The sequence below is a fragment of the Vibrio sp. E150_011 genome (genome assembly GCF_053544015.1).
On the sequence record NZ_JBHFOL010000009.1, the window covers coordinates 23,595 to 49,334 of the forward strand.

Sequence of the window (25,740 nt, forward strand, 5' to 3'; positions counted from 1 at the left end):
TTGAGGCGGTATACTGAGTGACTTCTTCACTCTGTGGCTTTGTGTATGTTATTTCCACTATTTGTATTCATTTGTTTTTTACTGATCGTTGCGGTGTCTTATTTGGGTTTTGCGCCTAGTAAACATGACGCTAATAAGAGCGACGCTAATAATAAACACACGGATGAAAAAAATTGGGGTCTCAATCAAAGGCAAGCATTGATGCGAGCGCTTGTCCTTGCATCACTGGTCTGCGGCGTCTCATTGGTTGTATGGAAGCAACTAATAACAGAACAGCCGGAAGCACCGACATTGCCACCATTTAAAAATGGTGAAATGGTGATGGCTGAGCTGCAAGAAGCATTAACGGAAGATCCTAACAATGGTAAAAATTGGTTTTCACTGGGTCAGATGTATATGCAGACGCGAGAGTTTGCATCGGCGATTACCTGTTTCGATTATTCCATCCGTTTGTCGCATAACCCATACGCCGGTCAGTATGCCGCGATTGCGTCCGCTAAATATTATGCAGCATCGCAGTCAATGACGCCTGAGGTTATGGTGTTGCTGAATAAAGCCCTAGAAATGGATCCTCAAAATGATACGGCGCTGTTATTAATCGCATCGGACCATTTCCTTAATTCGCGTTATGAGGACGCGATTACGCAGTGGACGATCATCCTAGATTCGAATCGTCAGGGGGTGAAACGCGCCGTATTAATCGAAAAAATCAACCAGGCTAAAGCGTTGCTCTAATGGAATAACAATCGGGTTAGCTTTATGTTTTTTAGACGACAACTCGTTATAGATCACGATTAACACTTAACATTCAACTGTGAAAAATGATGAATTCGATGTTGTGACAAGCGAGTGCAAGTACGTTCGCTTGTCAGATGTTAATGTTGGTAGATAAAACCGCCGTACATGTACTTTGTGGCTTCCGCGCCCAAAACCACGACCCTATCACCAGGTTGAAGGTTGCCGCTGTTGACCAGTTTCGCAAAGCTGGCCCATATCGCAGCGGAACCAAGGTTACCCCATATTTTGGCATCGTTGATGATCTTATGTTTTTCTATACCTAAGGCTTCGCTCAATTGAACGTCAATGTTACCGTTAGCTTGATGGGGAATAATGTAATCAAAGTCATGAATATGATGCCCTTGTGCTTGAAGTGCCCCTATGCTGGCATTGAATAATGCTTCACCACTCTGGCGGACATTGGTGGCATTGTGATGGAATCGAGCGACACTTTCTTGTGTGTGCACGGATAACGACCCGCCATCGAGCGAAAGACCGGGTTCCATTCCCGAGCCTATTTGTCCCATATAGCAGTGGGAGATAATACCGCTTTGCGAGCCGTCATCAGCGCCGAGTATGACTCCGCCAGCACCATCGCCCATTTGCATGTAGTTGACCAGCTGGGATTGGTCTAAGAACTCTTCTCTATAATCAAAGTATACGGAGCCCGTTTCACTTCCAACGAGCGCCACTGGCTTTCCAAGCAGGGCAATGCGAGGTATCGCGATTTGCAGTGCACTTGCAAACCCAGTACAAGCTTGTCTTAATTCCATGAATGGTCCATGAAATTTAAGCTTCTCGGTGACCCAAGCAATGCTTGGCGGCAGTTGAGTGTCAGGGGTGGTAGTGTGACCAATTAGGTAGTCTAAATCACTGAGTGAGGTTTGAGATTGAATCATTAATCGGTGCATGACTTCGACGACTAAGTCTGAATTGCTCGGATTAGGGTTGCTGACGTGATCGTGAATACTGCGACAAAAATGACGTTGTTTAATGCCTAAAAAAGGTGCAATTCGAGCGGCAATTTTTGCATAACGTCGACCAGATAGTTTCTCCAATGCCGTAAGCAGCTGATCGTTGTCTAACTGTTGGTCTGGAAACGCGTGACCTGCGGCAAGGAGTTTGACTTGGCCGGGTAAGAAAGTCGTGGTCATTAATGTTCATCCTTAGCATTGAAAATGTCGTCGAGGTTTACACCAATGGTGTCGAAAGCTGCTCGCTCTGTGGCAAGTAATTCGTACAAGCGTTTGGAAATGTTAAGTTGAAAATCTCGCCATTGTGTACTGTCAAAACCGAGCGTAATGGCATGCCTTTTCGATAAGGTGACATGCTTGGCCTCATCTTGTTTTATTGCGCGACATAACAGCACAAACGGGTGGCGAGTATCAAAGCTGCCTTTCTCTATCGCTAACATGAGTCGACATACCAACGCATCGAGACAGGCGATCTGCGCAAAATGTATATCGAAGCTTTGCTTGACTCCTAATGAAGCAAAAAAACGTTGGCTACGTCGTTTTATTTGAACAATATCAGCGGGTTCACTGAGAGAGTTGCGAACCCACTCTAGTGCTTCCTCATGATATTGTTCATCGGCAACAATCGATTCGAAATCCTGTGCAGCCTCAAGTACTGGGTTAGATTCACGTTGACGTTGTACCTCGTTATGGAAAACCCATTGGGAAGATTGCTCGCCGCAGATTAGTAATGGGAGTAATCGCGCAAGGGCTACGTGTTGGGCATCGCTGAAGACAATGGGCTGCGCACAATGCGTTTCGAGCCATTGCTTCACTGGGCTTTGACTTTCTGCAGTATGGGGGAGAGCTGGAAAACATGGCTTCATAATGTTTGGTCACTGTTCCTTCAATAACTCGTATTATACATAGACCGGAAAACGTGATGATTCTTTCACAACTATATCAATTAAGTACACAAGATATTTTTAAATTGTAGTTTAAGTAATCTCCAATAACGACCTAATATAGATATAGTTTGTGTCATTTTCAAAAGAGGTATCGAATGCAAGATGTACCGAATGGCCTTATAGAAGGACGCGTATTAGCAAAAAAAAACTGGACGGATAAATTGTTTAGTTTAGAGATCTCTGCACCAATCACGCCTTATGTCGCAGGTCAGTTTACAAAGCTCGGTCTAATTAACGACAATGGTGAATGGGCGAGGCGTGCTTACTCGATGGTTAACCATCCTCAGCACGCCTATGGGTATCAACATCTAGAGTTTCTGATTGTCGCTGATGATTCAGGGCTGCTATCGCCAAAGCTAAATGCGCTGAGCGTGGGCGACGCGGTCTACGTGGGTAAGCAAGCTTCAGGTTTTATGACATTGGATGAAATCCCGGATACAGCGCGTGAACTGTGGATGCTAGCAACGGGTACCGCTGTTGGTCCATTTTTATCAATGATAGAGGATGACTCAATTGGCGAACGGTTCGATAAGGTCAATCTAATACATGCCGTGCGCACCGCGAGTGAATTGGTTTACCCGGATCAAATTGCAGCGTGTAGTGAACGATTGGGGGATGCTTTTAGTTACCTTTCCGTCGTGTCTAGGGAATCGCAGGATGACAGTCTGCGCGGGCGTATACCAGAGTTATTGATAAGCGGGGTGATACAACAAACGCTGGGTGAAAAACTCGATCCGGCTCGAAGCTTTGTTTACCTATGTGGAAACCCTCAGATGGTTAAAGATACCAGTCAGACGTTGGTTGACCTAGGGCTCTCTAAGCACCTGCGTAAAAAGCCGGGGCAGTTTGCTAGTGAGAACTATTGGTAGTCGCTCCTGTACGGAGTTACATTGCTAGGCAGGTGGAAGGAGGGTTTGATTCGGTGGGTGGAAAGTTGCCCACCACGAAGAACTTGCAGCACAAAATGACTTTTGCAATGAACGTTAATACGTGTATCCAATCCCAAAGAATGCAGATTCTAATCCTGTGTTGTAACCAACGTCGGCAGTAAAACCGGTGACACTAGTTTTAAACAAAAGACCGATATTGCCGTTGAATCGTAAGTCTGACTCATACTCTTTGAAAGGGACGTCATCGAGCTTTTCAATACTTCGATTGGCGACGCCAGCTCCGACGTAACCGACAATGTTTTCACTTAACGATTTAACGACGCCGACATTTAGCGCAAAGTCATCATTGTTTGGTCCTGTGCCCCCAGCAAGGTTGGAATAGAAGCCGAAGCTCAGGTTACGATCATGATAAAGCCCAACCCCAAAACCACCTTCGCTTGTGGTACCGACGGATACACTGTTGTAGGTACCGGCAAGGATAGGTGAGCTAAGAAAACATAAACAAGTGAGCAAACGTAATTTCATAATGACCTTCTATTGAACTTTGCGGCATGCTGACATTATAGATTGATACAACATAGAGATAGCAGCAATAGGTTAAGGGGTTATTAACAAAAGGTTATAGTAGAAAGCAGTAAAAAGCCCTAACTTTTGGTTAGGGCTTCGGCAAACAATCGCATAGGTCACGCAAGTGTCTCTCGGTGAACATGGAGGTATTGATTTTAAACGTTACCCCCACGCACCGGTTTTTGACGTTGAATCGTTAAAACACGGATAATCAGTATTTTGATTCTCTTGCTTCTTTCTCTGCTTCCCATTGTGGTACGACAGTTTCTAGGAAGTGTTGTTTCTCTGCGTTCATTTTATCCATATCCATACCCAATGCGGCCTGTGCTTTTTCTTTGGTTGAAATATCTGGAATTTCAACTGGGTCTGTAATGCCTTTTTTCGCGAGTAGGCGGATGAGTTTGGCTCGAGCGTCTGCAGCCTTACCCACTGACGTGCCAAGCACTTCTAAAGCCACCTCTGGTGCGTGCATATGGACGCCATGTGATGCAATAGCATAGTCCCAGCGCCATTGAGCATGACGAATGTCCATTAAGATAGGCTTCATTTCTTCTTCAGTTGCACCGGCATCCCATGCGGCGCCCGCTTCGAAGTGCGCGGCAACAATTTGCTTCTCTGCGGTGAGCTTCATGTTGAGTACTTGTGCTTTACGGGATGAAACAATGCCTTGCAGTTGATCTTTGCTCTGCGTATGACAATTTGCACAGGTGTCTTCAAAGCGATCAAACGGGTTGCCGACTTTGTGGTCGGTGTAAACCGTCCCATCTTCTTTGGTTACCTTCGGCATATGGCAGTCAACACAAACGACGCCGTTTTTACCATGTATGCCTTCACGCCATGTTTCAAAACCAGGGTGCTGCGCTTTTAACATCGGCGCTTTAGAGACAGCATGCTGCCAATCTTTAAATTCGATGTCGTCATAGTATTGCTCCATTTCACCAACTCTGGTGCCACGGTCCCAGGGGAATTTGACACTTTTGTTGGGTCCAGTGAAGTAGTACTCGACGTGGCATTGGGCACAAACCGACGCTTGTTGGTCAAGGCGAGATTGGTCTTCAAATTTTTTGCCAATGGCTTCAAATGCTCGTTCGACGTAAGGCCGAGTCAGTGCGAGTTCGGGTTCACCATTTTTGAATTTTTCGCTACGAGTGTCATGACAATCGGCACAACCGATCGGGTTGGAAATTTCACCACCAAGGCGAGCCCATTTACCTTCAAAATAGCCGTCTTCGCCTCGCTCTTCGATTACACGGGCAACATCTGGGCTTTTACAGCTCCAGCATGCCATCGGCATAGGCCCGGACTTCGGGTCGGTAGGTCCACCAGTACGCAATGTTTGGGTGACATCATCGATGGCAAAGAAGTGACCACGGGCTTTATTGTAGTCCTTTGCAAAGCCATACCCGGCCCACAGAATGACCATGTTAGGGTCTTGCTTAAGTGCATCTTCTATCCCATCACTTTCGCTGGTCTGTTTCCAGGTCTTGTATTGATCAGGGTGGTTTTCTTCATAGGTTTGGTTTCGAGGATCAGCCAATCCATCCTTTGTTGCAGCAAAGGCGGGTGCGCTAGCGGCACCGAGTATTGCCAGCGATGCAACGGAACTAATAATCCAATGCTTGTTCACAGTGTAATCTCCGTATTCTAATAGTTGAAATGCGTTGTGGGGCTTTCCGTTAATAAGAACTGGAGATGTCTTGTGCTAATGCTAAATAACGCTCTCTATAGGCATAAGCGGGTGACTAAGTAATGATACGTCACAAATCGACATAAATTTTTACATGTCGGCCCTTTACTGTTTTAGATCAATTTACGACAGTGATCTTGATCATACCCAAATGGATCTACCCCTAAAGGGTTATGCTCTGCCTGTTTTGTTGATATTAATTATCATTATAAAACAGGGGTTTATGTGAAAATTCACACACAGAATATAGTGACTTTGCTCACTAATTCATCAAGGGGTAGTAGGCAAACCAGCCATGAAGGAATAAGATCAATATGTGAAGCGTTGTGGCTCCTCCTGAATAAGAATTGATAGCATTTTGTCGAGTTCGCTCGAGAAGAAGTATTAATTATCGACCTAACTGCCAGCTAACTGATTGGTAGAAATGGTTTAAGGAAAGGATACGATGGGCAATGTTAAATTGACCATAACGATAATGCTTCAAGCCCTTCTAGCATTTTCTTTTTATGGTTTTTCACTCAATGCCTTTGCCGACGACGCTGCATTCCCACAAGAGGGCGCTGCGCAACAGCGGTATAAGGTAGAGTTGATTCGTGACAAGGATTACAAATGTGTCCAATGTCATAAAGACTCAAAACAAACTCTTGCAGGGTCGCATGGTGAAGACGCAATGGCGGCACTAGGTAAAGAGGTAAACTGTACCCAGTGTCATAGCAACATTGGACCTGATCATCGTGATGGTGCTTCAACCGTCATTCAGTATCATGAAGCCCAATCCCAAGCCGGCAGCGACAAAACGCAGCTTAACTCTGTTGCAATACTGAAGGCTAACCAACTCTGTACCGACTGCCACCAACCTCCAGAATTACGTAAAGCCAATTGGACTCACGATGTTCATGCTAAAAACCTGACGTGCAGCAATTGTCATTCTGTTCACGCGGAAAAAGCAAAAGCCTTGTCTTATGACCACAAAACGACAATTAAGATGTGTGTCGATTGCCATAAAGACTTCAACGAATTGCGTGAAGAGGAGGGCAAATGATATGAGTTGTTCTAGACGAAATTTTTTAGCCGGTTCTGGTGCGGTTATCTTTACCACAGGCGTTGCAACGACATCGGTATTAACCAGCACTAATTCGAATGCGTCAGCCGAAAATACGGAATCAGTCAAACGTTACGGTATGCTACACGATGAAAATGCTTGCATCGGTTGTACGGCGTGTACGGAAGCGTGTCGAGAAGTGAACAATGTGCCCGAGGGCGTGTCTCGACTCGAGATAAATCGCTCCGAGCCTATGGGTGAGTACCCAGATGTTGAATACCGTTTTACTCGAACTTCTTGTCAGCATTGTGAAAACCCACCTTGCGTCTACGTTTGCCCAACAGGCGCTGCTTACAAAGATGAAGAAACCGGTATTGTCGATGTCCACAAAGAAAAATGTGTAGGTTGTGGGTACTGTCTCGCGGCTTGTCCGTATCAAGTGCGTTTCTTCCATCCAGAAGATCACTCTGCAGATAAATGTAATTTCTGTCGAGATACCAACCTAGCGGCCGGGAAACAACCTGCTTGTGTCGAGAGTTGCCCAACCAAAGCGTTGGTTTTCGGTGACCTTAATGATCCGCAGAGTAATATTAGCCAAGCCATCACGATTAATGCCGTTTATCGAGATAAAGCGCATTTAGGCACGAAGCCTAAGCTGTACAAAGTACCGTTCCATAAGGGGGAGGTGTAGCATGAGTATTTGGGAAACTGCATTTCATTTTGACTCGTTAGTATGGGATTGGATCATTGCTATCTATCTGTTTTTAGCAGGGATGTCGGCAGGGGCGGTAATGATTGCGCTGTATTTGAAGCGTCATGTTATCGAAGGTAACCCGGCAGATAACGGCATATTAAAAGCGATGGCATGGTTAGCTCCATTTGGCATTATTGTTGGATTGTTGATCTTGGTCTTCCACCTCACTAAACCGCTCGAGTTTTGGAAAATCATGATTTACTTTAATCCGACCTCCGTGATGTCGATGGGGGTGATTTTGTTCCAAGTTTATATGGTTGTTTTGTTTGTGTGGATAGGGATGATTTTCCGCAAGCCAATCATGGACGTTTTAGGCAGTAAGTTCGACTTTGTTGAAACTATTCTGATTAAATTGGAAAAAATTGAGAATGGACTCGAGGTGTTTTTGGGTGTGTTGGCGATTGCTCTTGCCGCGTATACCGGTTTTTTATTATCCGCGTTAAAGACCTATCCAATGTTAAACAATCCGGTGCTGCCGATTTTGTTCTTATTTTCTAGTTTATCATCGGGTGCGGCGGCAAGTTTACTGTTTGGGATCTTAGTCTTTAAAGAGGATGCGCATAGCCCAAGCGTGAAGTGGGTACATCGATTCGAACGTCCAGTCGTTTTGTTTGAGCTATTTGTGATCATTACTTTCTTTACAGGCTTAATCTTTAGTGGTGGTCAGAATGAAGCGGCGGCTTGGAACGCTATCGGCGGTGGCTTTTGGTCCAATTGGTTCTGGTATGGCGTGATTGGTTTCGGCATGTTATTGCCATTAGCGATGAACTTCTTTAGCTCTGATAAGGTGAAGCACAATCACGGTTTTATTCTTGTCGTGACAACGTTAAGTTTATTAGGGGTATTGATGCTGAGAACCTTCGTGTTGTACGCCGGTCAAATGACGATTGTTTAGGTTGACTAACGTTTTTGCTCCGCTACGGTTCTAACGTGGCGTAATGCCGTCATTCATAACGAAAAAGGAATGACGGCATCGTTGCTTTCCGTGCGGCATCGTCACTTTCCGTCCGGCATAAATGTATCTACGCCTATGTTTAATATCGAAAGTGAGTAGATGGAGGAGTCTATTATCAGCACCTACAAGAGCATTGAAATCAAAAACTATTTCTCAATTGTGCTTACTGTTTCTACCGAGGCTTTATGATCGGCTATGTTGGGTTGTTCACGTTAATTTGCGCGGCCATGACGAGTTCGTTAGGTGCGGGCTTGGGGTTTACCGCGACCTTAGCTAATGCAGAACAACATGTAGGCAAGATATCACGCACACTTCGTATAACCAGTGTTCTCGCCTTACTCTTTGCTTTTGTATCGATGGCTATTCTGGCTTATGGATTTGCGCTTAACGATTTTTCACTAAGCTACATTGCCCATAACTCGAATAGCCAGCTACCACTGCCTTTTAAAATTGCCGCGACATGGGGTGGCCATGAAGGGTCGATGCTTTTTTGGGTAGTGACGCTTTCGCTTTGGGGATGGAGTTTATCCCGTTCATTATCGTGTCAATCAGATCGATATCTCATCCACGCCACATGGATCATGCAAGCGTTCGTGGCTATTTTTTCATGGTTTACCTTGCTGGCGTCTAATCCGTTTGAATTTAATCAAGTATTGCCACTAGAAGGCCGTGATTTAAATCCGATGCTACAAGATATTGGTTTGATTATTCACCCTCCGCTGCTTTATGTGGGCTATGTGGGGTTTGCTTCGGTGTTGGCACTTGCTGTTGGTTCATTACTCGCAAACGACATGACCATGACATGGGTCATCATCGCAAAAAGATTCACGTTAATCGCATGGATCTTTCTGTCCGTCGGCATTGCGGTTGGGTCGTGGTGGGCCTATTACGAGCTGGGTTGGGGGGGCTGGTGGTTTTGGGATCCGGTGGAGAATGCTTCCCTATTACCTTGGCTCACGGCGACAGCTCTGATGCACACTTTACTGGCCTCTAAAACTAAGAAACAGTTACTTATCTGGACTTATTCTTTCGCTTTTGTGACGTTTTGTTTAAGTATACTCGGTACGTTTATTGTTCGATCTGGGGTGCTAACATCCGTACATGCCTTTGCGGTGGACCCAGGTAAAGGCTTTACGTTGTTAGCGATATTAACCCTGGTTTTTGTTTTGTCTTTCTTGATGCTTGTTAAGCGGATTGATGGTATTGAATCACAACCATTAAAAGGGATATTGAATAAGGGCTTTTTATTGTTGGTGTGCGCAAACCTCTTTACGTTAGCCACGATCATCGTGGTATTTGGCACGTTTTATCCAATGGTGTACGAGTTCGCTGGACTGGGTAATATTTCTGTTGGGGCACCTTACTTCAATTTACTTATTGCCCCGCTGGCAATAGTGGCATTATTCGTGGTTGGCTTCGCTGCTTTGCTTAAATGGAATGCTGTGGTTCCTTATTCATTGATGCGGACTTCGCTATGGATAGGTGTGGTAACGTTGGGAGTATCAGCCACGGTTGTGAGTTATTACGTCACGCGAAATCAAGATGTGGGTGCCGATTGGTCGATGTGGGCAGTGTGGACGTGTTGGGGGGCGACATGGGTAATTGGCTGCCATGGGGTCGGGTTGTACAGAGTTTGTCTGAACCCTCAATCCACCTCTAAGATGATCAGACGATGTGTTTATATCTCAATGGCGCATATCGGGCTGGCGGTTACGGCTTTTGGTGCCGCGATGAACAGTGAATATTCCTACGAGATGACACGTAAGTTAGGCCCCCAATCTCAAGTAGAATTTGGCGATTATCAACTTCGTTATGTTTCTACGGAGCTCTATGTAACTCAGTCATTTAGTGCAGAGCGTGCAATCATTGAAATTAAGACATTGGACTCAATATCAGATGAATCGGCGCACACTTGGCTTGCGACTCCGGAAAAGCGACATTATCCGATACGAGTGATGAATATGACTGAGCCATCGATGACGGCCTTTTGGCACGGTGATATTTATATTTCACTTGGAGAAAAAATTGATGCTTCACACTATGCGGTGCGCATACAATTCAAAGCTTTCGTTCGGTGGATTTGGTTGGGCGCATTGATTATGGTGCTTGGCGTTACAGGTGTGCTATTTAGTAAGCGTACAGGTCAAGCTAGTTATGCGCCATCTGTGCCGAGAACTCGACCAGAATCACCGGGTAAATATGTTTCTTCCAACATGAAGGCGGATGATGTTGCGTAACGGGGTCAGTAGGAGCATCGTGTTGTATTTTAGAGTCGTCGGTACGGCTGGGTTACGGCTATCTGAAAACATGAGTAGACGGCTATTCCTCACGGCTATTTTATCTTGTTTTGTTTTCATTGCTCCTAGTGCGGTAGCGCAAAATTCACAATCGGTTGAATTATTTGAATTTGATTCTATCAAGCAGCAAAAAGATGCGATTGCATTAGCGAAGACGCTTCGATGCCCGATGTGTCAAAATCAGAATTTGATTGAATCAAATTCACCCGTTGCTAAAGACATTCGACTGCGAGTGTTTGAATTGATTAAGCAAGGGAAAACAGACCAAGAAGTAAAAGACTATATGGTGGAACGATATGGGCAACACGTTCTGTATCAACCGGCGCTTTCAAGGCAAAATATGGTGCTGTGGGGGGGGCCCATCGTCGTAGCGTTGTTACTCATCGTCTCGATGTTTTATCGTGTGCTGAGGCCAAAATAACGAAATGATAAATGGTGCCGACGACACGGAGTGCGCCAATAGTTAATTAATGTATTGTGGTTCCCTGTACCATAGACGAATCTTAACACCGTAATGGGAATGAAGGATTATGACGCCACAGCAAAGCGCATTTTTGAATGAGTATCTTACTACCTTATCTCAACATGAGAGGTCAAGGATCCCTGATGTGGTCGCAGAATACTTTTGCGCTGATGAATACAACGCTAACGAGTGTGCAAGGCTTATAAACGCTGGAATCAAGACGGCCAGTTGCAGCTTAAAAATAGGTTACGACATTGATCACGAACCTCTGCCCCAAATTGGAAGAGTCGCGGTGGTTCTCAACTGGGCCGAGATGCCTATCTGCATTATTAAGCTGACCGATGTCCTTATTTGCCCATTTGATAGTGTGACGGAAGAGTTTGCGTATCAAGAAGGTGAGGGAGATAGAACGTATGATTCTTGGCGACGTACCCATATTGACTTCTTTCAGCGCCATTCTTCTGAGCTAGGGCATCACTTCACAACTCGAGATGATCTCGTCCTCGAACTGTTTGAAAAAGTCTATCCGGTTTAATATTTATGGCCTGGCGATGGTTGATTATCTGTTTCTGAGTGCTCGATGGTCTCTGACACGTTTCGTTTATTATGCTTCACTTAGAGCACGCAAGTTAATAAAGAATAAAAAACGAGGAATAATGATTAAGGATGTCTATTAAGTTTGAAAGTCGTCGCCTGAAAATGCGCCAAATTAATGTTAGTGATGAAGATTTTTTTAAACAGCTTCATAAAAACCCTCATGTGACGCGATTGTGCTTTGATACTCCGAGCGATCAAGAGATTGAACAACGATTTCAGTCACGCTTGCCACCGTGGTGTTGTACCTCTCATCATTGGCTATGTTTAACTATTGTTGATAAGAGCACCAAACAAAAAATAGGCATTACGGGTATTATCATCAACGAAGGTAGAGCGGAAGTTGGGTATTTACTTGTTCCTGAACATCAAGGTAAGGGTTTTGCTACGGAATCACTCGAAGCGTTATTGTTATGGGCACAGTTGTCATGGGAAAAACAATCGCTCCGGCCACTCTATTTTTCTGCTGTCGTTACAGAGGGTAATAAAGCGTCTGAACGAGTGTTGACTAAATGTGGGTTTACTTTCATTGAACAAATAGCGAATGCTTACGCCATCGACGGTGTTCTTTATGATGACCGGATTTTTGAGCGTTGACGGTTAACGGCGTGAAGAGCGGCCGTCGGGACCGGTTTTAAAATGGATTAACGATTATGTATGCGGTTATATTTCGAGCAACAATGAAGCACCCTAACGAACAATATGAAAGAATGGCCGTACGTCTGAGGTCATTAGCGTTTTCAAAATATCGTTGCATTGATTTTGTTACGTCATTGGAAGGGAATAAAGAAATTGCCATTTCATATTGGCATAACCAAGAAGACATACAAAAATGGCATCAAGATCCATTGCATAAGGAAGCGCAACGCCTAGGTAAGGATACGTGGTATCACGACTATAACGTTGAGGTCGTCGAGTTAAAAAGGAGGTACTCAAGTGAAGGTGAGTTATAGAGAAATGCAAACAACCGATTATGATGCGGTTATTGCGTTATGGGGCATAACGGAAAATATGCAGCTGAGAGAAGCGGATAGTCGTGAAAGCATTACTGACTATCTCGATCAAAACCCGAATTTAAGCTTCGTGGCTACCGTGGGTGGACAAATGGTTGGTGCCGTACTCGTTGGGACGGATGGGCGTCGCGGCTATATACAGCACCTTGCGGTGGCAGATAAGCACCGTGGCAAGCGCATTGGTAAGGGGCTTATCGAGCAGGCGACAACCGCCCTTGGTCTCATTGGTATCCGCAAAACACACCTCTTTGTAACAGCAGAAAATGAAAATGCGCAACAGTTTTATCGCTCACTGGGTTGGGAAGATCGAAAGGAAATTAAGATGTACTCTTTTAATGCATCGGCCAATTTAAATATCTAATCGATGCCTAACATACTAAGCGTGTTAGTACCGACTCGATCTATTGAATCTAAGACAGATAAGCTGAACTTTAAGGTTGAGGGAAGTAAACCAAACGAGTGGTAGAAACCGACACGGTGTTCGCGCTGCTTTCGTCGACTGAGCATACCCGGCGCTACCACAAACTAAAAAGCCATGACCTGATAGTCATCAATGCTTAATTTTTAATGAATCGGTTATAGACAAAGAGCAAGACAAATGCACCTAAAGTTGCGGTCACAATACTCCCGATGTTGATGCCATTTGCTCCGCCTAAGCCGAGGAAACTCCCTAAAAACCCACCCACAAAAGCACCGGCAATACCAAGCCCCATAGTGGCTAACCAACCGCCGCCATCGTTACCCGGCATCAACCATTTTGCTAGTGCGCCTGCGATGAGCCCCAAGATAATCCAAGAAAAAATACCCATAACCATTCCCTTACTATGCCACAACAATTGTTAATACTACGTTTGCTAATCATAGACCAATAACGTTATCGTTCAGTAAATAAGCAGATATTTATTTGTGAAGTGCAGGCGAATTCTCTTCGACTCCAATGCTATACCAGTGAAAATATGATCTATTATTGAATGGGTCTGCTAATCAACGAATTGCTTTTAAACATCCATCATCAAATCTAGGATGATGAGTTAGAAGTTAGAAGTTAGAAGTTAGAAGTTAGAAGTTAGAAGTTTTTCCAAGGAATCGGTAATCAAACCCATCAAGGAGTAGGGAATGAATGTGTCACGGATAGTAAAAGCGCCATTAACCTTATTGTTGTTTCTGATTGGATTCGGTTTTTGTGTTCCAACGTATGCGTCAGTCGAGGCAGAGAGCGAGCAGAGCAAAGAGCAGCTAGCGTTAGATCGTGTCAATCGAGAAATTCAAGAACTCGCGGATTCTTTGAAACATTCCACCGGTGATCAAAAAGATGCAATCCAATTTCGTTTATTTAATAAAAACAATGAATTGCGTGAGTTTATAAATACCGCAGTTGAAAAAGGTGTACTTCCTAAGCCTTTACTGTTGGAACAAGTAATATTGCAACAACAGTACACTCAAGGGGCGAAAACGTATCTTGAAGACAAAATAAAATCAGCTAATGAGTCGTTTAACTCGGCGAAAGATGAAGAAAAACTGTCGATTCTTAACACATACCGAGAATTGCAAGACTATTTAGATTCCACTTACGACAGTAGCTGGCAAAATTTGACTTGGTTGCAAAAATTAAAAGAGCCAAATTCCGACTTAGAACAAGCGCTCGCTCTACGTATAGCCAAACGTATGCGTTTGATCTCCGCTTCGGTCGAGTATTTTGACCAGCAAGTTAAGACTGTGGCGACGCAAATAGCGGTTGCGCCAGAGTCAGAAAAAGCGGCATTGCAAATGACGCAACTGATTACTAAACAGCGCTTATCTATTGAAACCACGAGTTTACAGGAGCTGATCGTTCTCGGGGACGACATGGATCTTGAGACCTCTGAATATAAACGGCAGGTATTTCAGGTCACCGGTAGTATTACGCAAGACATTTTGAACGTTAAGGTGTTTTTGTCACTATTAAGTGAATGGTGGAATGCAGGGTTAACATGGCTTGCTGATAATGCACCACAACAATTGTTCCAAGTGTTTATTTTCATCCTTATATTGATGGCCACTAGGATGATAGTGAAGTTGGTTCGTAAGCTTGTTAGTAAAGCTGTGGTGACAAAGAACTTCAAATTGTCCCATTTGATGCAAAACTTCTTTGTATCAATGTCGGGCAACATTATTTGGATCATCGGTATCATGGTAGGCCTGTCGCAAGTAGGCTTAAACCTTGCACCGGTGCTGACGGGTTTTGGTATTGCGGGTGTTATTATTGGTTTTGCACTCCAAGATACATTGTCTAATTTTGCGGCTGGGATGATGCTTCTCATTTACCGTCCGTTTGATGTAGGGGACTTCGTTTTTGCTGGTGGCGTTGATGGCAAGGTAAGCCATATGAGCTTGGTTAATACGACAATCCGCACCTTTGACAACCAGATTATTATTGTCCCTAATGGCAAGATTTGGGGGGATGTCATTAAAAATGTGACACATGAGCGTACTCGTCGAGTCGATATGGTTTTTGGCATCGGCTATGGTGACGATCTGCTAAAAGCTGAGTCTGTTCTTAATGATATCGTCACGGCTCATCCTTGCGTTCTCAAATCACCTGAACCAATGATTAAAGTACATACGCTAAATACATCGTCAGTTGATTTTGTTGTTCGACCATGGGTCAAGACAGATGATTACTGGGACGTGTACTGGGATGTGACGAAAGAGGTGAAGCTTCGTTTTGATAAAGAGGGCATCTCAATACCGTTCCCTCAACAGGATGTGCATCTGCATATGATTGACAAAAAAGAATCGTAAGACAACACGGTAGGCAGGTAACTTTACTTAGTGAATATTGCTGAGTAAAGTTACCCATGATGTTGTTCTATTTATCTTATTTTTAATAATACCAAAGTCTTATTTTGTAAGCAGTTGTAAATTTGTGGAATTATCATTTTTTATACCATAAAGATTGACTCTATACACTAATTGTCGCTTGAACTCTCAATTTGTAATTCATGGGTGAACTAAAATTAACATAGATTAATTAACGTGGATGTCTCAAAGGAGTACGATATGGAAAAAATAATCAATACCCTTGGATTATGTATACTTGCGAGTAAATACGCAGCGGTGTTACTGGTAGCGGGTATCACCCTGAGTACAGGGGTGCTAGCAGCAGAACTGCTCTGTACAGGAGTGGAAAGTAGCGAATAAGGCAATAAAGAATATTTAGCAATTCAATTTTCTATTACCTTTTTATTGCTTAATATTGGGGAGTGTCGAGCTCCCCTTTTATATTTTTTAACCTGACACTGTTGAGTGTTTTAATATTAATTATCAATCTTATGATTATTTAATTTTCGAGTGAATATATCATTTAGGTTATATTCCTATGCGTTCGGACGACATATGAGTTTGTCGTCACTCTAATTAGCGTTTACTTGACATTCTACATCACCTCACTTCAAGTGCACACCATTCACCCAAAACGAAGTCAAATTCGAATAAGTGTGCCATTAGCTTTGATCCCATCTGCAATTCATAATAAGCTTGTCACATTGTGAGTGTTGCCTAACAAGCGCAGGCTTCTAGTGTGTGATTTCACTGCGAGATCACTGCGATAATGCTCTGTCACTCCCGTTTATTCGATTTTTTATTAGGACTCTTTTCATGAGTAATCAGCAACAAAATAATCCTTTGCATGGCTTAACATTAGAAAAAATTCTAACGCGCTTAGTCGAGCACTATGGCTGGGATGATTTGTATTATCACATTAACGTTAACTGCTTCAGCAATGACCCATCGATTAAGTCATCACTGAAGTTTTTACGAAAAACTCAATGGGCGAGAGACAAGGTAGAAGCCTTGTATGTGTCAACCTTCAGCTAAACTAGACTCAGCCAATGTCTCGCTCCTCCCGGTTAGAGTTATTCTTTGGTTGGGGCGCCGCCAACATTATCATTTTCATGTTATTTCCAAATAGAGCCACGAATGCTTAAAATTTCCAACACCGTAGAGCTAGCCGAATGGGAAATCGAACTTACCGCGATACGATCGATGGGGGCGGGTGGTCAAAAAGTAAATAAAACAAGCTCTGCGATACACTTACGCTTTGATATCAAGAGATCGACACTTCCCGATTTCTACAAGGAAAGCCTGCTCAAACTTTCAGATTCACGGATAACGAAAGATGGGGTCATTATTATTAAAGCGCAAGCTTATAGAACTCAAGAGCAGAACAGAGAAGATGCCCTAGAAAGACTCAAGCAGTTGATTGTATCGTCTGCTGTGGTCCAAAAAACGAGGCGCGCGACTAAACCTACACGTAATTCACAGAAACGTAGGATGGACTCGAAGAAACGCAAAGGCAATACCAAAGCATTGCGTGGTAGGGTTTCCGATTAACGGTAGTCCAATATCAATAAAAAAGATGAATCAACAAGTATAAGGAAATACTGATGAGAATTATTGAAGACGACTTGCAAGGCCCTCAGATTCAAGCGCTCTTGCAGGAGCATCTAGACGAAATGCATGCGACATCCCCAGCTGAAAGTGTCCATGCATTAGATATTACAGGATTACAGCGACCAGAGATTATCTTTTGGTCAGCATGGGTTGAAGATGATTTGGTAGGGTGTGTGGCACTCAAGGTTCTCGACCACGAGCATGGTGAAATCAAATCAATGCGCACAACGGGTGCCGCGCGTGGAAAAGGAGTGGCTAAGCTACTCGTTCGTCATGTCCTTGATTTTTCTATGGCGCAAGGTTTCAAGCATTTGAGCCTAGAAACCGGAACGGAGGCTTTTTTTCATCCTGCGAGAAGTTTGTATCGCGGTTTTGGCTTTGTAGATTGCTCGCCATTTGCTGATTATACGCTTGACCCAAATAGCGTATTTATGACCAAGCGTATCTAAAGCCGCTAGGAATCTAAAATCCACAGCACTTATTATTTAAAATCTACTATCTAAAGGCTCACGTTACATAGCGCGACAAACAATGTTGATTTTGAGCTAGGCTATTAATTACATAGCGCTTAAGAGGAATTAATATTGGGAACCGTAGAATTTAAATTTGTCGACTGTCCATATTGTGGCGAAACGTTTGAGACCTCTATCGATGGCTCAAATGGCGAACAAGATTACGTAGAAGATTGCTATGTCTGTTGTCGACCCATTGTATTTGCTATCACGATAGTCGATGAGGAATTATTTGTTTCTGTGCGACATGAAGATGAATGTTAGTCATTAATGGAGTATAAACCACAAGCCAATAGCCGTCCTCGTCGAGAGAAGGTGGCGCTATTCTGTTTCTTTGGGGCAGGGTAAAATGTTTGACACCAATTTCGTTGTAGGGATTTAAAAGCGTGGGTTTAGATTTTGACGTTCTCGTCACTGGTTTTTCACTGAGCATTTCGCTCATTTTGGCTATCGGTGCTCAGAATGCGTTTGTTCTTAAGCAGGGTTTGAAAAAGCACCACGTTTTCTGGGTGTGTTTGGTTTGCGCCGTTTCGGATGCACTGCTTATTTCTGCTGGCGTTGGCGGTTTTGGAGTGATGATTGAATCGTATCCACAGATCGAAGTCGTGGCACGTTATGCGGGCGCGATATTTTTGTTTGTATACAGCGCGCAAAGCTTCCGCTCGGCCTTTACTGCCGAGCACCAACTGACTCCAGAAGGTGAGTCAACGTCTAGCCTCTGGAAAACGTTAGGGGTTTGCCTTGCTTTGACATGGTTAAACCCGCATGTATATTTAGATACTGTCGTACTGCTTGGGTCGATTTCAACACAATATGCGCCATCGCAATTGTCGTTTGGTGTTGGTGCCGTTATGGCATCGTTTGTATTCTTCTTCTCTCTTGGATACGGTGCTCGTTTACTCATACCGTTATTTAGTAAGTCATTATCGTGGAAGGTATTAGAAGCAGTAGTTGGCTGCATTATGTTAGTGATTGCAATGAGTTTGGTTTGGCGTTGAATAGCTCCACGATGCATGGAGCTATTTGCAATCCACCACGTTAAGCCGCTGTTATTTTACTGCAAGGGGCTTAAACCGTAATGAAGTATGATGGGTATCATGATGCTTGAATCGTGGTGATTAACTTTTCAGCTTCTTCTAAGTGCTGCCCACCAAACAAATTACAGTGATTGAGTACATGGTACAAATTATAGATATTTTTCCGGTATTCATACATAGGTTCAATTGCGAGAATACTTTCGTAGCCTTGATAGAACTCCGGCCGGAAGCCGCCAAATAACTCAGTCATCGCCAGATCACATTCTCTGTCTCCCCAGTAACTGGCTGGGTCAAAGCAAAGGGGACCAAACGCGGTATTGGCAACGTTACCGTTCCATAAATCACCATGCAATAAAGAGGGTTTTGGGTTATGACCTGCGAGCTGTTCATTGATTAAGTCGACAAAATTACCGATGTGTGTGAAGCTGATTTTTTTCTCTTTGAGGAGTTGAAGTTGCCAACCAATGCGTTGCTCGGAAAAAAAACGAGACCATTTTTTATGCCATTGATTTGGTTGTACGATTTCACCAATATAATTATCGTGGTCAAAACCAAACTCAGCTTGTTCACCCCACTTATGCAATTTGGCAAGCTGGGTCCCAAAGCGATAACTATTTTCTGCCACATCTAACGGTTTTACCGGGATGTAGTTGAGTACGATGAAGGCACATTCTTTAGTTTTACCTGTTAACACGACTTCTGGGAGTTGAACACTGTTGGTTTCTCGAAGGGAGTGCAGGTTTTCTGCTTCTAATTCGAATTTAGGTAGAAAGTCTTTATGATTGGTTTTGATAAAATAGCGCTGCTCACCATCGCTCACCATATAGCATTGGTTGATGTCGCCACCTTCCATTTTTACATGCTCTCTGATGTTAAATTTGAACATCAATGTGTCTGATAGTTGGTCTGAAATCGCTTGCCACATACGCCACTCCCGTTAATCAATCTCTTTGTATTTTAGAACACCTTGACGAGGTATACAGTGATAATCGGCACAGCGTTGTCATTTAAAGCACCTTGTGCAACAGATGAAGGTTCGATGTAGTTGAAGAATATGATATCGAATAGGCTCTCGATATGACTAAGATTTACTTTAAATATTCGCGACTGTTATACAGCCTTAGCGAGGGTTGTGAGTAGTATTAAATACGTATTGGTGTAAGGTTGAAATTATTAAAAGTTGTTTGTGAATGTTTGGTTTTTATATTGCAAGGGATTATTATTAATTGAATGATATATATCTTGTCTAGTTTTCTGTTCGTATTTATTTAACTTAACTATAGTCTGAATGAAATATATTCTCCTCATTATTGGTTTGAAGTTTTTATTTTTAAATGTACATATGGGGTTTGGGTAGTGAGAGATTTATTTAGAATGTCATGTTTAATTGCAGTGGCAATTACTGTGTCAGCGTGCAACATAGTGAGTGAAGACTCAGAAGAAGTAACCAAGGCACTTACGGTACGATCCCATTCTCATAATGACTATCATTTGGATGAACCTTTTTATGGCGCGATGAAAAAAGGGTTTGGTAGTTTTGAAGCCGATGTGTGGTATCAACCATTGATTAGTAATGAAGTGTTAATTGGTCACGATCTTTGGGAATTGAATAAAGATAAAACGTTTGAAGGCATGTACATCGAACCATTAGTAGAATACGTTGAATCTATGGGTTCTACTTTCTATGATAATTGGGATTACTCAGTCGTCCTTTTGATTGATATAAAATCAGGTGGTCTAAATACATGGCGTGAAGTAGAGAAAGTATTGGAGCGCTACCCTGAAGTGTTTACACGCTACGACAACGGTACTGTCTATCAAGGCCCTGTTACTGCAATCATTTCGGGTAATCGACCTATTGATGAAATGGAATCGATGGATTTGCGTTACTCGTTTGTTGATGGTCGCATTAACAATGTTGATGAAGATCTATACCCTTCGACATTGATGCCCTTAATTAGTAATAACTTTAATTATTTTGATAAGCCTGAATTTGATAATTACAAGGGTGAAGGGCCGTGGCCACAAAGTGCACTTGATGAGTTAATTCGTATAACAGATGTTGCTCATGCTAATAATCAAAAAATTCGATTTTGGGCAACACCTGAAAAAATAGATGATGTCGAATTTAATACATATATTTGGCAAGGGTTGGTCGAAGGTGATGTCGACTTTATCAATACTGATTTACAAAACGAACTTCATACTTGGTTACTTGATAATGACCCAACACCTGCTATTCCATCAGTGGATTGGTTAGAGCATGGTGAATGGGAAAAGATGTAATGACTTAATGGTAAGTATATATTCACTTATTGTTGGGTACGTTTTGTTTTATATTGATTGGTGAGTTGGCCATTTAAAAATCACCAAAAGAAATGACGGTAATTTGTGGTGTGTACGCTAATTAATCTGACGCTGATTTAATTTAAGAATGATTAGTGACTCCCTATATTATATTGCGGTTTTTTAAGAGAATAAGTTAAGAGAATAAGATATGAGAACAAAATTATTGACCTTGGGTTTTGCAGCAACGACGGCTTTCATCCCTGTTGAGACCGTTGTGGCCAGTGAGCAAGAGCTGGTTGTTTACTGCTCGTCTGATGAAAACTGGTGTAGAGTTATGGCGGACTCATTTCAAAAAGAAACAGGAATAAATGTCTTGATGACCCGACGTTCTTCTGGTGAAACGTATGCTCAAATACGCGCAGAAAGTGGTCAGCCACGCGGTGATATATGGTGGGGAGGAACAGGTGACCCTCATTTACAAGCCGCTGAAGAAGGTGTTACTGCCCAATATAAATCAAACAAACTTGAAGAACTTCAAGACTGGTCTGTACGCCAAGCTGAAGCATCAAATTATCACACTGTAGGCATCTATGCTGGTGGATTAGGTTTTGGTTTCAATAGTGATTTAGTCCGCAAAGATTATCCTCAGTGCTGGTCTGATTTATTGAAATCGGAATTCGCTGACGATATACAAGTAGCCAATCCAAATTCATCAGGTACGGCTTACACTATGCTGGCAACAATGGTTCAGTTGTTTGGTGAAGAGGAAGCATTTGATTATTTGAAAAAATTGAACGGAAACATAAATCAATATACTCAATCCGGAAGTGCGCCTATCCGCGCGGCAGGAACAGGTGAAACTGCAGTTGGAATTGTGTTTATGCATGATGCGGTTGCTCAAGCAACACAAGGCTCACCCATTGTTACAGTATCACCGTGCGAAGGAACAGGGTATGAGATTGGGTCGATGAGCATCATTAAGAATGGGCCAAACCCTGAAACTGCAAAAGTTTGGTATGACTGGGCGCTAACTGCTGAAGCGCAAAGTCTGGCGGTTCAAGCTGATTCGTACCAAGTCCCATCAAACAAGATGGCAATGACGCCTAAAGAGGCACCAAGGCTCGAGGACATAAAGCTTATTGATTACGATTTTAAACGATATGGGTCATCTGAAGAGCGTTCGCGTCTTCTAAAACGATGGGATGATGAAATTGGATCACTATTGTAATGTCGCGTCTTAATCACTCTCAAAGAGCTAGCATTTGCTGGCTCTTTCTAATGAGCATAGCTGTTACGCTTTTACCATGGTACAAAGTGCCAGCCCTTCCCACTTCAATTGGTTTAGACAGTGCGTTAGTTAACGCTCTTGGTGGTCTAGATTGGTTATGGGTAAGCATATTCACTCCGCTAATATTGGCGATGATGGTGTTTCCTCGTGGTGAATCAGGAAAGCTTAGCGTGATTGCTATACTTTTAACTGGGTTAACATTCAGTGTTGCTCAAGCGTTTCTCATTCCCTTAGACGGCACCTCTTCTAATGCGTTGCAACACTTATTCCCCTTGTCGACCGAAGGCCAAACAGGATTGGGCTGGGGGGGATATACGTATTTAATTGCTTGTTTAGGTTTTTTGTCACACGCACTTTCATTACGTGGTCTATGCAAAGGGGATCGCTTTTCCAGTGCTGCAATTGTGTTTATTTCTGCTCTATTGATTGCTTTTGTATTTTTTCCAATCAGCAAGTTAATTTTGACTGCTTTTGTGCAACCTAATGGTGAGTGGGGGATTGCGCATGTACTTCCAAAGGTAACAGCTCAAGAATTGTGGCAACTCAATTGTATTGTTAGTACAGGGCGCTGTGGCGTCGTTATTAATTCTCTTATATTGGCAATGCTTGCGGCGACATTGGCTACGATGCTCGGTTTAGCACTGGCATTATTATTTGTGCGTTCTGATTTTAAACATAAGAACATACTGCGCGGTTTCGCGATCTTACCTATTATAACGCCACCTTTTGTTGTTGGTGTTGCGATCATCGTATTATTCGGACGAAGCGGTTTGATTACGGGCTTAGCGGCCGATGTGTTTGACTTGACACCGACCCGGTGGCTCTACGGTTTGCCTGGCATATTGATGGCACAAGTACTTGCTTTTACCCCTGTTACATTTTTAGTGATTCAAGGTGCGCTTCAGTCTATTAATCCAACGTTAGACGAGGCGTCTCATACTATGGGAGCTAAACCATTGCAGACCTTTTATCATGTGACGTTACCTTTGTTAAAACCTGGTATTGCAGCCGCATTTTTGTTGGCATTTATTGAAAGCTTGTCTGATTTTGGTAACCCGATCGTATTGGGTGGCAATTATGAAGTACTGTCGACTAAGATATTCTTTGCGGTGGTAGGTGCGCGCTATGATTTAGGAAATGCTGCGGTACTCTCTTTAATTTTATTGACTCTAACGCTTATTGCTTTTTGGTTACAAAAGCGTTGGCTCGGGTCCAAAAGTTATGTCACGGTAACAGGAAAGTCGGATGCTGGTTCGATTGTACCGCTACCAATAAGTCTTCAACGCAGTTCGCTAACTATTGTCGTGCCTTTTATTGTACTTACTTTAGCGATTTACGGGATTGTGTTAATTGGCGGCTTTGTTAAAGACATCGGTCGCTGGGATTTAACTCCCTCAATGTCACACCTTTCTACTGCATTTGCCTTTAACATTACTAGTAATGGTCTTGAATTTTATGGCTCCGCTTGGAATTCTTTAAAAACGACATTGTGGGTCTCCGGCTTGGCTGCTCCAATTACTGCGGTGCTTGGCATTTTGACGGCATGGTTAGTGACTAGACAGAACTTTTATGGTCGTCGTCAATTTGAACTTATTACCATGCTAAGTTTTGCGATTCCAGGAACGGTAGTCGGTGTGTCTTATGTTGCGGCTTTTAACGTACCTCCAATAGATATCACTGGGACGCTTGTTATATTAGTGATTTGTTTTGCGTTTAGAAACATGCCCGTTGGCATGCGAGCTGGCGTTGCTGCGTTATCCCAGATAGATAAATCGATGGAAGAAGCGTCGCAAACTATGGGAGCAAACAGTTTTACGACTTTACGTCGCGTAGTTTTACCCCTCATTCGACCTGCAGTTTTTATTGCGACTGTCTATGCGTTTGTGACGGCTATGACTGCTGTATCAGCCGTTATTTTCCTTGTTAGTGCGCGTCACAATATGGCGACCGCTTACATTATGGGGCGGGTAGAAAGTGGTGAATATGCGTTGGCAATCACTTACTCCGCGGTACTAATGCTCATTATGATGTTGGTGATCGCTTTAATTACTGTCGGTGTTGGTTCAAAAAAACAACGCTGTCGACGTGAAACAGAATTCGTTGAAGTGACGAACGGCTTGTGATGAATGAAGGAATAAGAATGACTAATAATGTGGCAATTCAATTAAACAATGTAGTAAAAAAGTTTGGTGCTTCTACTGCAGTACGTGGTATTGATCTGACCATTAATCGAGGTGAACTTGTCACTTTCCTTGGACCATCTGGTTGTGGAAAAACAACCACGTTGAGACTGGTTGCAGGGCTTGAGTTGCCGACGTCTGGAACGATTTTCATCGACGGTAAAGATGTGAGTCAGCTGTCAGCATCGGATCGTAATGTAGGAATGGTATTCCAGTCTTACGCGTTGTTCCCTCACATGACGGTATTGGACAATGTGGTGTATGCTCCAGTTACGCGCGGAGAGAGTAAGAAAAAAGCGACTGTACGTGCTAATGAAGTGTTGTCGTTGATAGGTTTGGATGGGTTGTCACAGCGGTATCCGTCGGAACTTTCTGGAGGGCAACAACAGCGAGTTGCGGTCGCAAGAGCGATTGTGCAGCAACCCGATGTTCTTATGTTTGATGAACCGCTTTCTAACGTGGACGCTAAATTACGAAGAAAAGTTCGTAATGAAATACGAGAGTTGCAACAGACGTTCGGCATTACGGCTGTGTACGTCACTCATGATCAAGAAGAGGCACTCGCGGTTTCGGATAAAGTCGTCGTAATGAAAGATGGGAAAATTGAACAAATTGGAACCCCAGAAGAATTATACCGCCAACCCAACTCAAGATTTGTGGCCGATTTTATAGGCGACGCTAATCTGATTAGAGGCAAAATTGGACAAGGACGGTTTTTTGCTGGTGACTGGAGCGTCGAAATTGAAGCGGATGATGAAACGGATGCGGTAGTTTCGATTCGTCCGGAACTGATTTTGATAAGTAGGCAGCGAGGCGACCTTAAAGGGCGAGTATTAAGTGCGACCTATCTAGGTAGTAAAATGGAATACGAAATTGAAACCTCATTCGGCCCACTGTTGGTGACTCAACCGTCACATGATGAGCGTGTGGCGGTCTCAAATGATGTTTATCTCCATATAAATACGCAGCATTTGATTCAAGTACAAGCGTAACCCCCAACGTCAGTGAATATGGTTAGGAACAAGAGGGAGGCTCTTTCCTTA

28 protein-coding genes are annotated in these 25,740 nt (G+C 43.3%); 22 read left to right on the top strand and 6 right to left on the bottom strand.

What is annotated here, in order from left to right:
- The first annotated feature begins 45 nt into the window (after window positions 1-45).
- Window positions 46-735, top strand: coding sequence for a TPR domain-containing protein (locus tag ACE1OE_RS14605; RefSeq protein WP_449211493.1), 690 nt, complete (start codon window positions 46-48; stop codon window positions 733-735).
- Window positions 736-875: 140 nt separating this feature from the next.
- Here ACE1OE_RS14605 and ACE1OE_RS14610 read toward each other — a convergent pair whose 3' ends face one another.
- Window positions 876-1,931, bottom strand: a complete 1,056-nt coding sequence (locus ACE1OE_RS14610; protein WP_449211494.1) for a 3-oxoacyl-ACP synthase III family protein — start codon at window positions 1,929-1,931, stop codon at window positions 876-878.
- The gene (locus ACE1OE_RS14615; RefSeq protein ID WP_102467893.1) at window positions 1,931-2,617 is read right to left on the bottom strand and encodes a hypothetical protein; all 687 of its coding nucleotides are present in this window, start codon (window positions 2,615-2,617) and stop codon (window positions 1,931-1,933) included. The genes ACE1OE_RS14610 and ACE1OE_RS14615 overlap by 1 nt, the downstream gene beginning before the upstream one ends.
- A 176-nt stretch (window positions 2,618-2,793) precedes the next feature.
- Between ACE1OE_RS14615 and ACE1OE_RS14620 the strand changes: the two genes are divergently transcribed.
- Complete coding sequence (locus tag ACE1OE_RS14620; RefSeq protein WP_449211495.1) at window positions 2,794-3,567, top strand: ferredoxin--NADP reductase; 774 nt, start codon at window positions 2,794-2,796, stop codon at window positions 3,565-3,567.
- A 114-nt stretch (window positions 3,568-3,681) separates the two neighbouring features.
- On the opposite strand, the gene ACE1OE_RS14625 is transcribed toward ACE1OE_RS14620, so the two are convergent.
- The gene (locus tag ACE1OE_RS14625) at window positions 3,682-4,113 is read right to left on the bottom strand and encodes a hypothetical protein (protein WP_372060291.1); all 432 of its coding nucleotides are present in this window, start codon (window positions 4,111-4,113) and stop codon (window positions 3,682-3,684) included.
- Between the two features lie 253 nt (window positions 4,114-4,366).
- Entirely contained in the window at window positions 4,367-5,782 is a 1,416-nt protein-coding gene (gene nrfA / locus ACE1OE_RS14630; RefSeq protein WP_102467890.1) for an ammonia-forming nitrite reductase cytochrome c552 subunit, read from the bottom strand.
- 505 nt (window positions 5,783-6,287) lie between these two features.
- On the opposite strand from nrfA, the gene nrfB reads away from it, so the two are divergent.
- The 9 genes from nrfB to ACE1OE_RS14675 all read left to right on the top strand — a co-directional run bounded on the left by nrfB (window position 6,288) and on the right by ACE1OE_RS14675 (window position 13,321).
- Window positions 6,288-6,884, top strand: coding sequence for a cytochrome c nitrite reductase pentaheme subunit (nrfB, locus tag ACE1OE_RS14635; protein ID WP_102467889.1), 597 nt, complete (start codon window positions 6,288-6,290; stop codon window positions 6,882-6,884).
- 1 nt (window position 6,885) lies between these two features.
- A complete protein-coding gene (gene nrfC / locus ACE1OE_RS14640; protein ID WP_102467888.1) occupies window positions 6,886-7,575 on the top strand; it encodes a cytochrome c nitrite reductase Fe-S protein in 690 nt (229 codons plus the stop codon).
- Window position 7,576: 1 nt separating this feature from the next.
- Window positions 7,577-8,533, top strand: coding sequence for a cytochrome c nitrite reductase subunit NrfD (nrfD, locus tag ACE1OE_RS14645; RefSeq protein WP_449211496.1), 957 nt, complete (start codon window positions 7,577-7,579; stop codon window positions 8,531-8,533).
- 245 nt (window positions 8,534-8,778) lie between these two features.
- On the top strand, window positions 8,779-10,830 hold the full coding sequence (locus tag ACE1OE_RS14650) for a heme lyase CcmF/NrfE family subunit (RefSeq protein WP_449211497.1): 2,052 nt from the start codon (window positions 8,779-8,781) through the stop codon (window positions 10,828-10,830).
- Between the two features lie 19 nt (window positions 10,831-10,849).
- On the top strand, window positions 10,850-11,311 hold the full coding sequence (locus tag ACE1OE_RS14655) for a cytochrome c-type biogenesis protein (RefSeq protein ID WP_449211498.1): 462 nt from the start codon (window positions 10,850-10,852) through the stop codon (window positions 11,309-11,311).
- A gap of 109 nt (window positions 11,312-11,420) precedes the next feature.
- The gene (locus tag ACE1OE_RS14660; protein ID WP_449211499.1) at window positions 11,421-11,888 is read left to right on the top strand and encodes an ASCH domain-containing protein; all 468 of its coding nucleotides are present in this window, start codon (window positions 11,421-11,423) and stop codon (window positions 11,886-11,888) included.
- Between the two features lie 131 nt (window positions 11,889-12,019).
- Window positions 12,020-12,544 carry a GNAT family N-acetyltransferase gene (locus ACE1OE_RS14665; RefSeq protein WP_449211500.1) on the top strand — a complete coding sequence of 175 codons (525 nt, stop codon included), beginning with the start codon at window positions 12,020-12,022 and terminating at the stop codon, window positions 12,542-12,544.
- Between the two features lie 56 nt (window positions 12,545-12,600).
- Window positions 12,601-12,900 (top strand): antibiotic biosynthesis monooxygenase family protein, encoded by a 300-nt coding sequence (locus ACE1OE_RS14670; RefSeq protein WP_449211501.1) that lies wholly within the window; start codon window positions 12,601-12,603, stop codon window positions 12,898-12,900.
- Window positions 12,901-12,904: 4 nt separating this feature from the next.
- Window positions 12,905-13,321: a GNAT family N-acetyltransferase gene (locus ACE1OE_RS14675; RefSeq protein ID WP_102467882.1), complete on the top strand. Its 417-nt coding sequence runs from the start codon at window positions 12,905-12,907 to the stop codon at window positions 13,319-13,321.
- A 196-nt stretch (window positions 13,322-13,517) separates the two neighbouring features.
- Here the strand turns inward: ACE1OE_RS14675 and ACE1OE_RS14680 are convergent, their stop codons facing one another.
- Window positions 13,518-13,769: a GlsB/YeaQ/YmgE family stress response membrane protein gene (locus ACE1OE_RS14680; RefSeq protein ID WP_449211502.1), complete on the bottom strand. Its 252-nt coding sequence runs from the start codon at window positions 13,767-13,769 to the stop codon at window positions 13,518-13,520.
- Between the two features lie 307 nt (window positions 13,770-14,076).
- On the opposite strand from ACE1OE_RS14680, the gene ACE1OE_RS14685 reads away from it, so the two are divergent.
- From ACE1OE_RS14685 to ACE1OE_RS14715, 7 genes are all read left to right on the top strand, one after another.
- Window positions 14,077-15,741, top strand: coding sequence for a mechanosensitive ion channel domain-containing protein (locus ACE1OE_RS14685; RefSeq protein WP_449211503.1), 1,665 nt, complete (start codon window positions 14,077-14,079; stop codon window positions 15,739-15,741).
- A gap of 258 nt (window positions 15,742-15,999) precedes the next feature.
- Complete coding sequence (locus ACE1OE_RS14690; RefSeq protein WP_198593075.1) at window positions 16,000-16,140, top strand: hypothetical protein; 141 nt, start codon at window positions 16,000-16,002, stop codon at window positions 16,138-16,140.
- 456 nt (window positions 16,141-16,596) lie between these two features.
- On the top strand, window positions 16,597-16,815 hold the full coding sequence (locus ACE1OE_RS14695; protein ID WP_102467879.1) for a VF530 family protein: 219 nt from the start codon (window positions 16,597-16,599) through the stop codon (window positions 16,813-16,815).
- Between the two features lie 102 nt (window positions 16,816-16,917).
- A complete protein-coding gene (gene arfB, locus ACE1OE_RS14700; RefSeq protein WP_102467878.1) occupies window positions 16,918-17,331 on the top strand; it encodes an alternative ribosome rescue aminoacyl-tRNA hydrolase ArfB in 414 nt (137 codons plus the stop codon).
- 53 nt (window positions 17,332-17,384) lie between these two features.
- On the top strand, window positions 17,385-17,840 hold the full coding sequence (locus tag ACE1OE_RS14705) for a GNAT family N-acetyltransferase (RefSeq protein WP_449211504.1): 456 nt from the start codon (window positions 17,385-17,387) through the stop codon (window positions 17,838-17,840).
- Between the two features lie 135 nt (window positions 17,841-17,975).
- On the top strand, window positions 17,976-18,167 hold the full coding sequence (locus ACE1OE_RS14710) for a CPXCG motif-containing cysteine-rich protein (protein ID WP_102467876.1): 192 nt from the start codon (window positions 17,976-17,978) through the stop codon (window positions 18,165-18,167).
- Between the two features lie 122 nt (window positions 18,168-18,289).
- Entirely contained in the window at window positions 18,290-18,901 is a 612-nt protein-coding gene (locus ACE1OE_RS14715) for a LysE/ArgO family amino acid transporter (RefSeq protein WP_372060281.1), read from the top strand.
- Window positions 18,902-18,998: 97 nt separating this feature from the next.
- Here the strand turns inward: ACE1OE_RS14715 and ACE1OE_RS14720 are convergent, their stop codons facing one another.
- A complete protein-coding gene (locus ACE1OE_RS14720) occupies window positions 18,999-19,865 on the bottom strand; it encodes a fructosamine kinase family protein (RefSeq protein WP_102532406.1) in 867 nt (288 codons plus the stop codon).
- A 449-nt stretch (window positions 19,866-20,314) separates the two neighbouring features.
- On the opposite strand from ACE1OE_RS14720, the gene ACE1OE_RS14725 reads away from it, so the two are divergent.
- The 4 genes from ACE1OE_RS14725 to ACE1OE_RS14740 all read left to right on the top strand — a co-directional run bounded on the left by ACE1OE_RS14725 (window position 20,315) and on the right by ACE1OE_RS14740 (window position 25,689).
- Window positions 20,315-21,226, top strand: a complete 912-nt coding sequence (locus ACE1OE_RS14725; RefSeq protein WP_449211505.1) for a phosphatidylinositol-specific phospholipase C/glycerophosphodiester phosphodiesterase family protein — start codon at window positions 20,315-20,317, stop codon at window positions 21,224-21,226.
- Window positions 21,227-21,437: 211 nt separating this feature from the next.
- Window positions 21,438-22,457 (top strand): ABC transporter substrate-binding protein, encoded by a 1,020-nt coding sequence (locus tag ACE1OE_RS14730; RefSeq protein WP_449211506.1) that lies wholly within the window; start codon window positions 21,438-21,440, stop codon window positions 22,455-22,457.
- 50 nt (window positions 22,458-22,507) lie between these two features.
- On the top strand, window positions 22,508-24,640 hold the full coding sequence (locus tag ACE1OE_RS14735; protein ID WP_449211507.1) for an ABC transporter permease: 2,133 nt from the start codon (window positions 22,508-22,510) through the stop codon (window positions 24,638-24,640).
- Between the two features lie 17 nt (window positions 24,641-24,657).
- Window positions 24,658-25,689, top strand: coding sequence for an ABC transporter ATP-binding protein (locus tag ACE1OE_RS14740; protein ID WP_449211508.1), 1,032 nt, complete (start codon window positions 24,658-24,660; stop codon window positions 25,687-25,689).
- Window positions 25,690-25,740 lie beyond the last annotated feature (51 nt).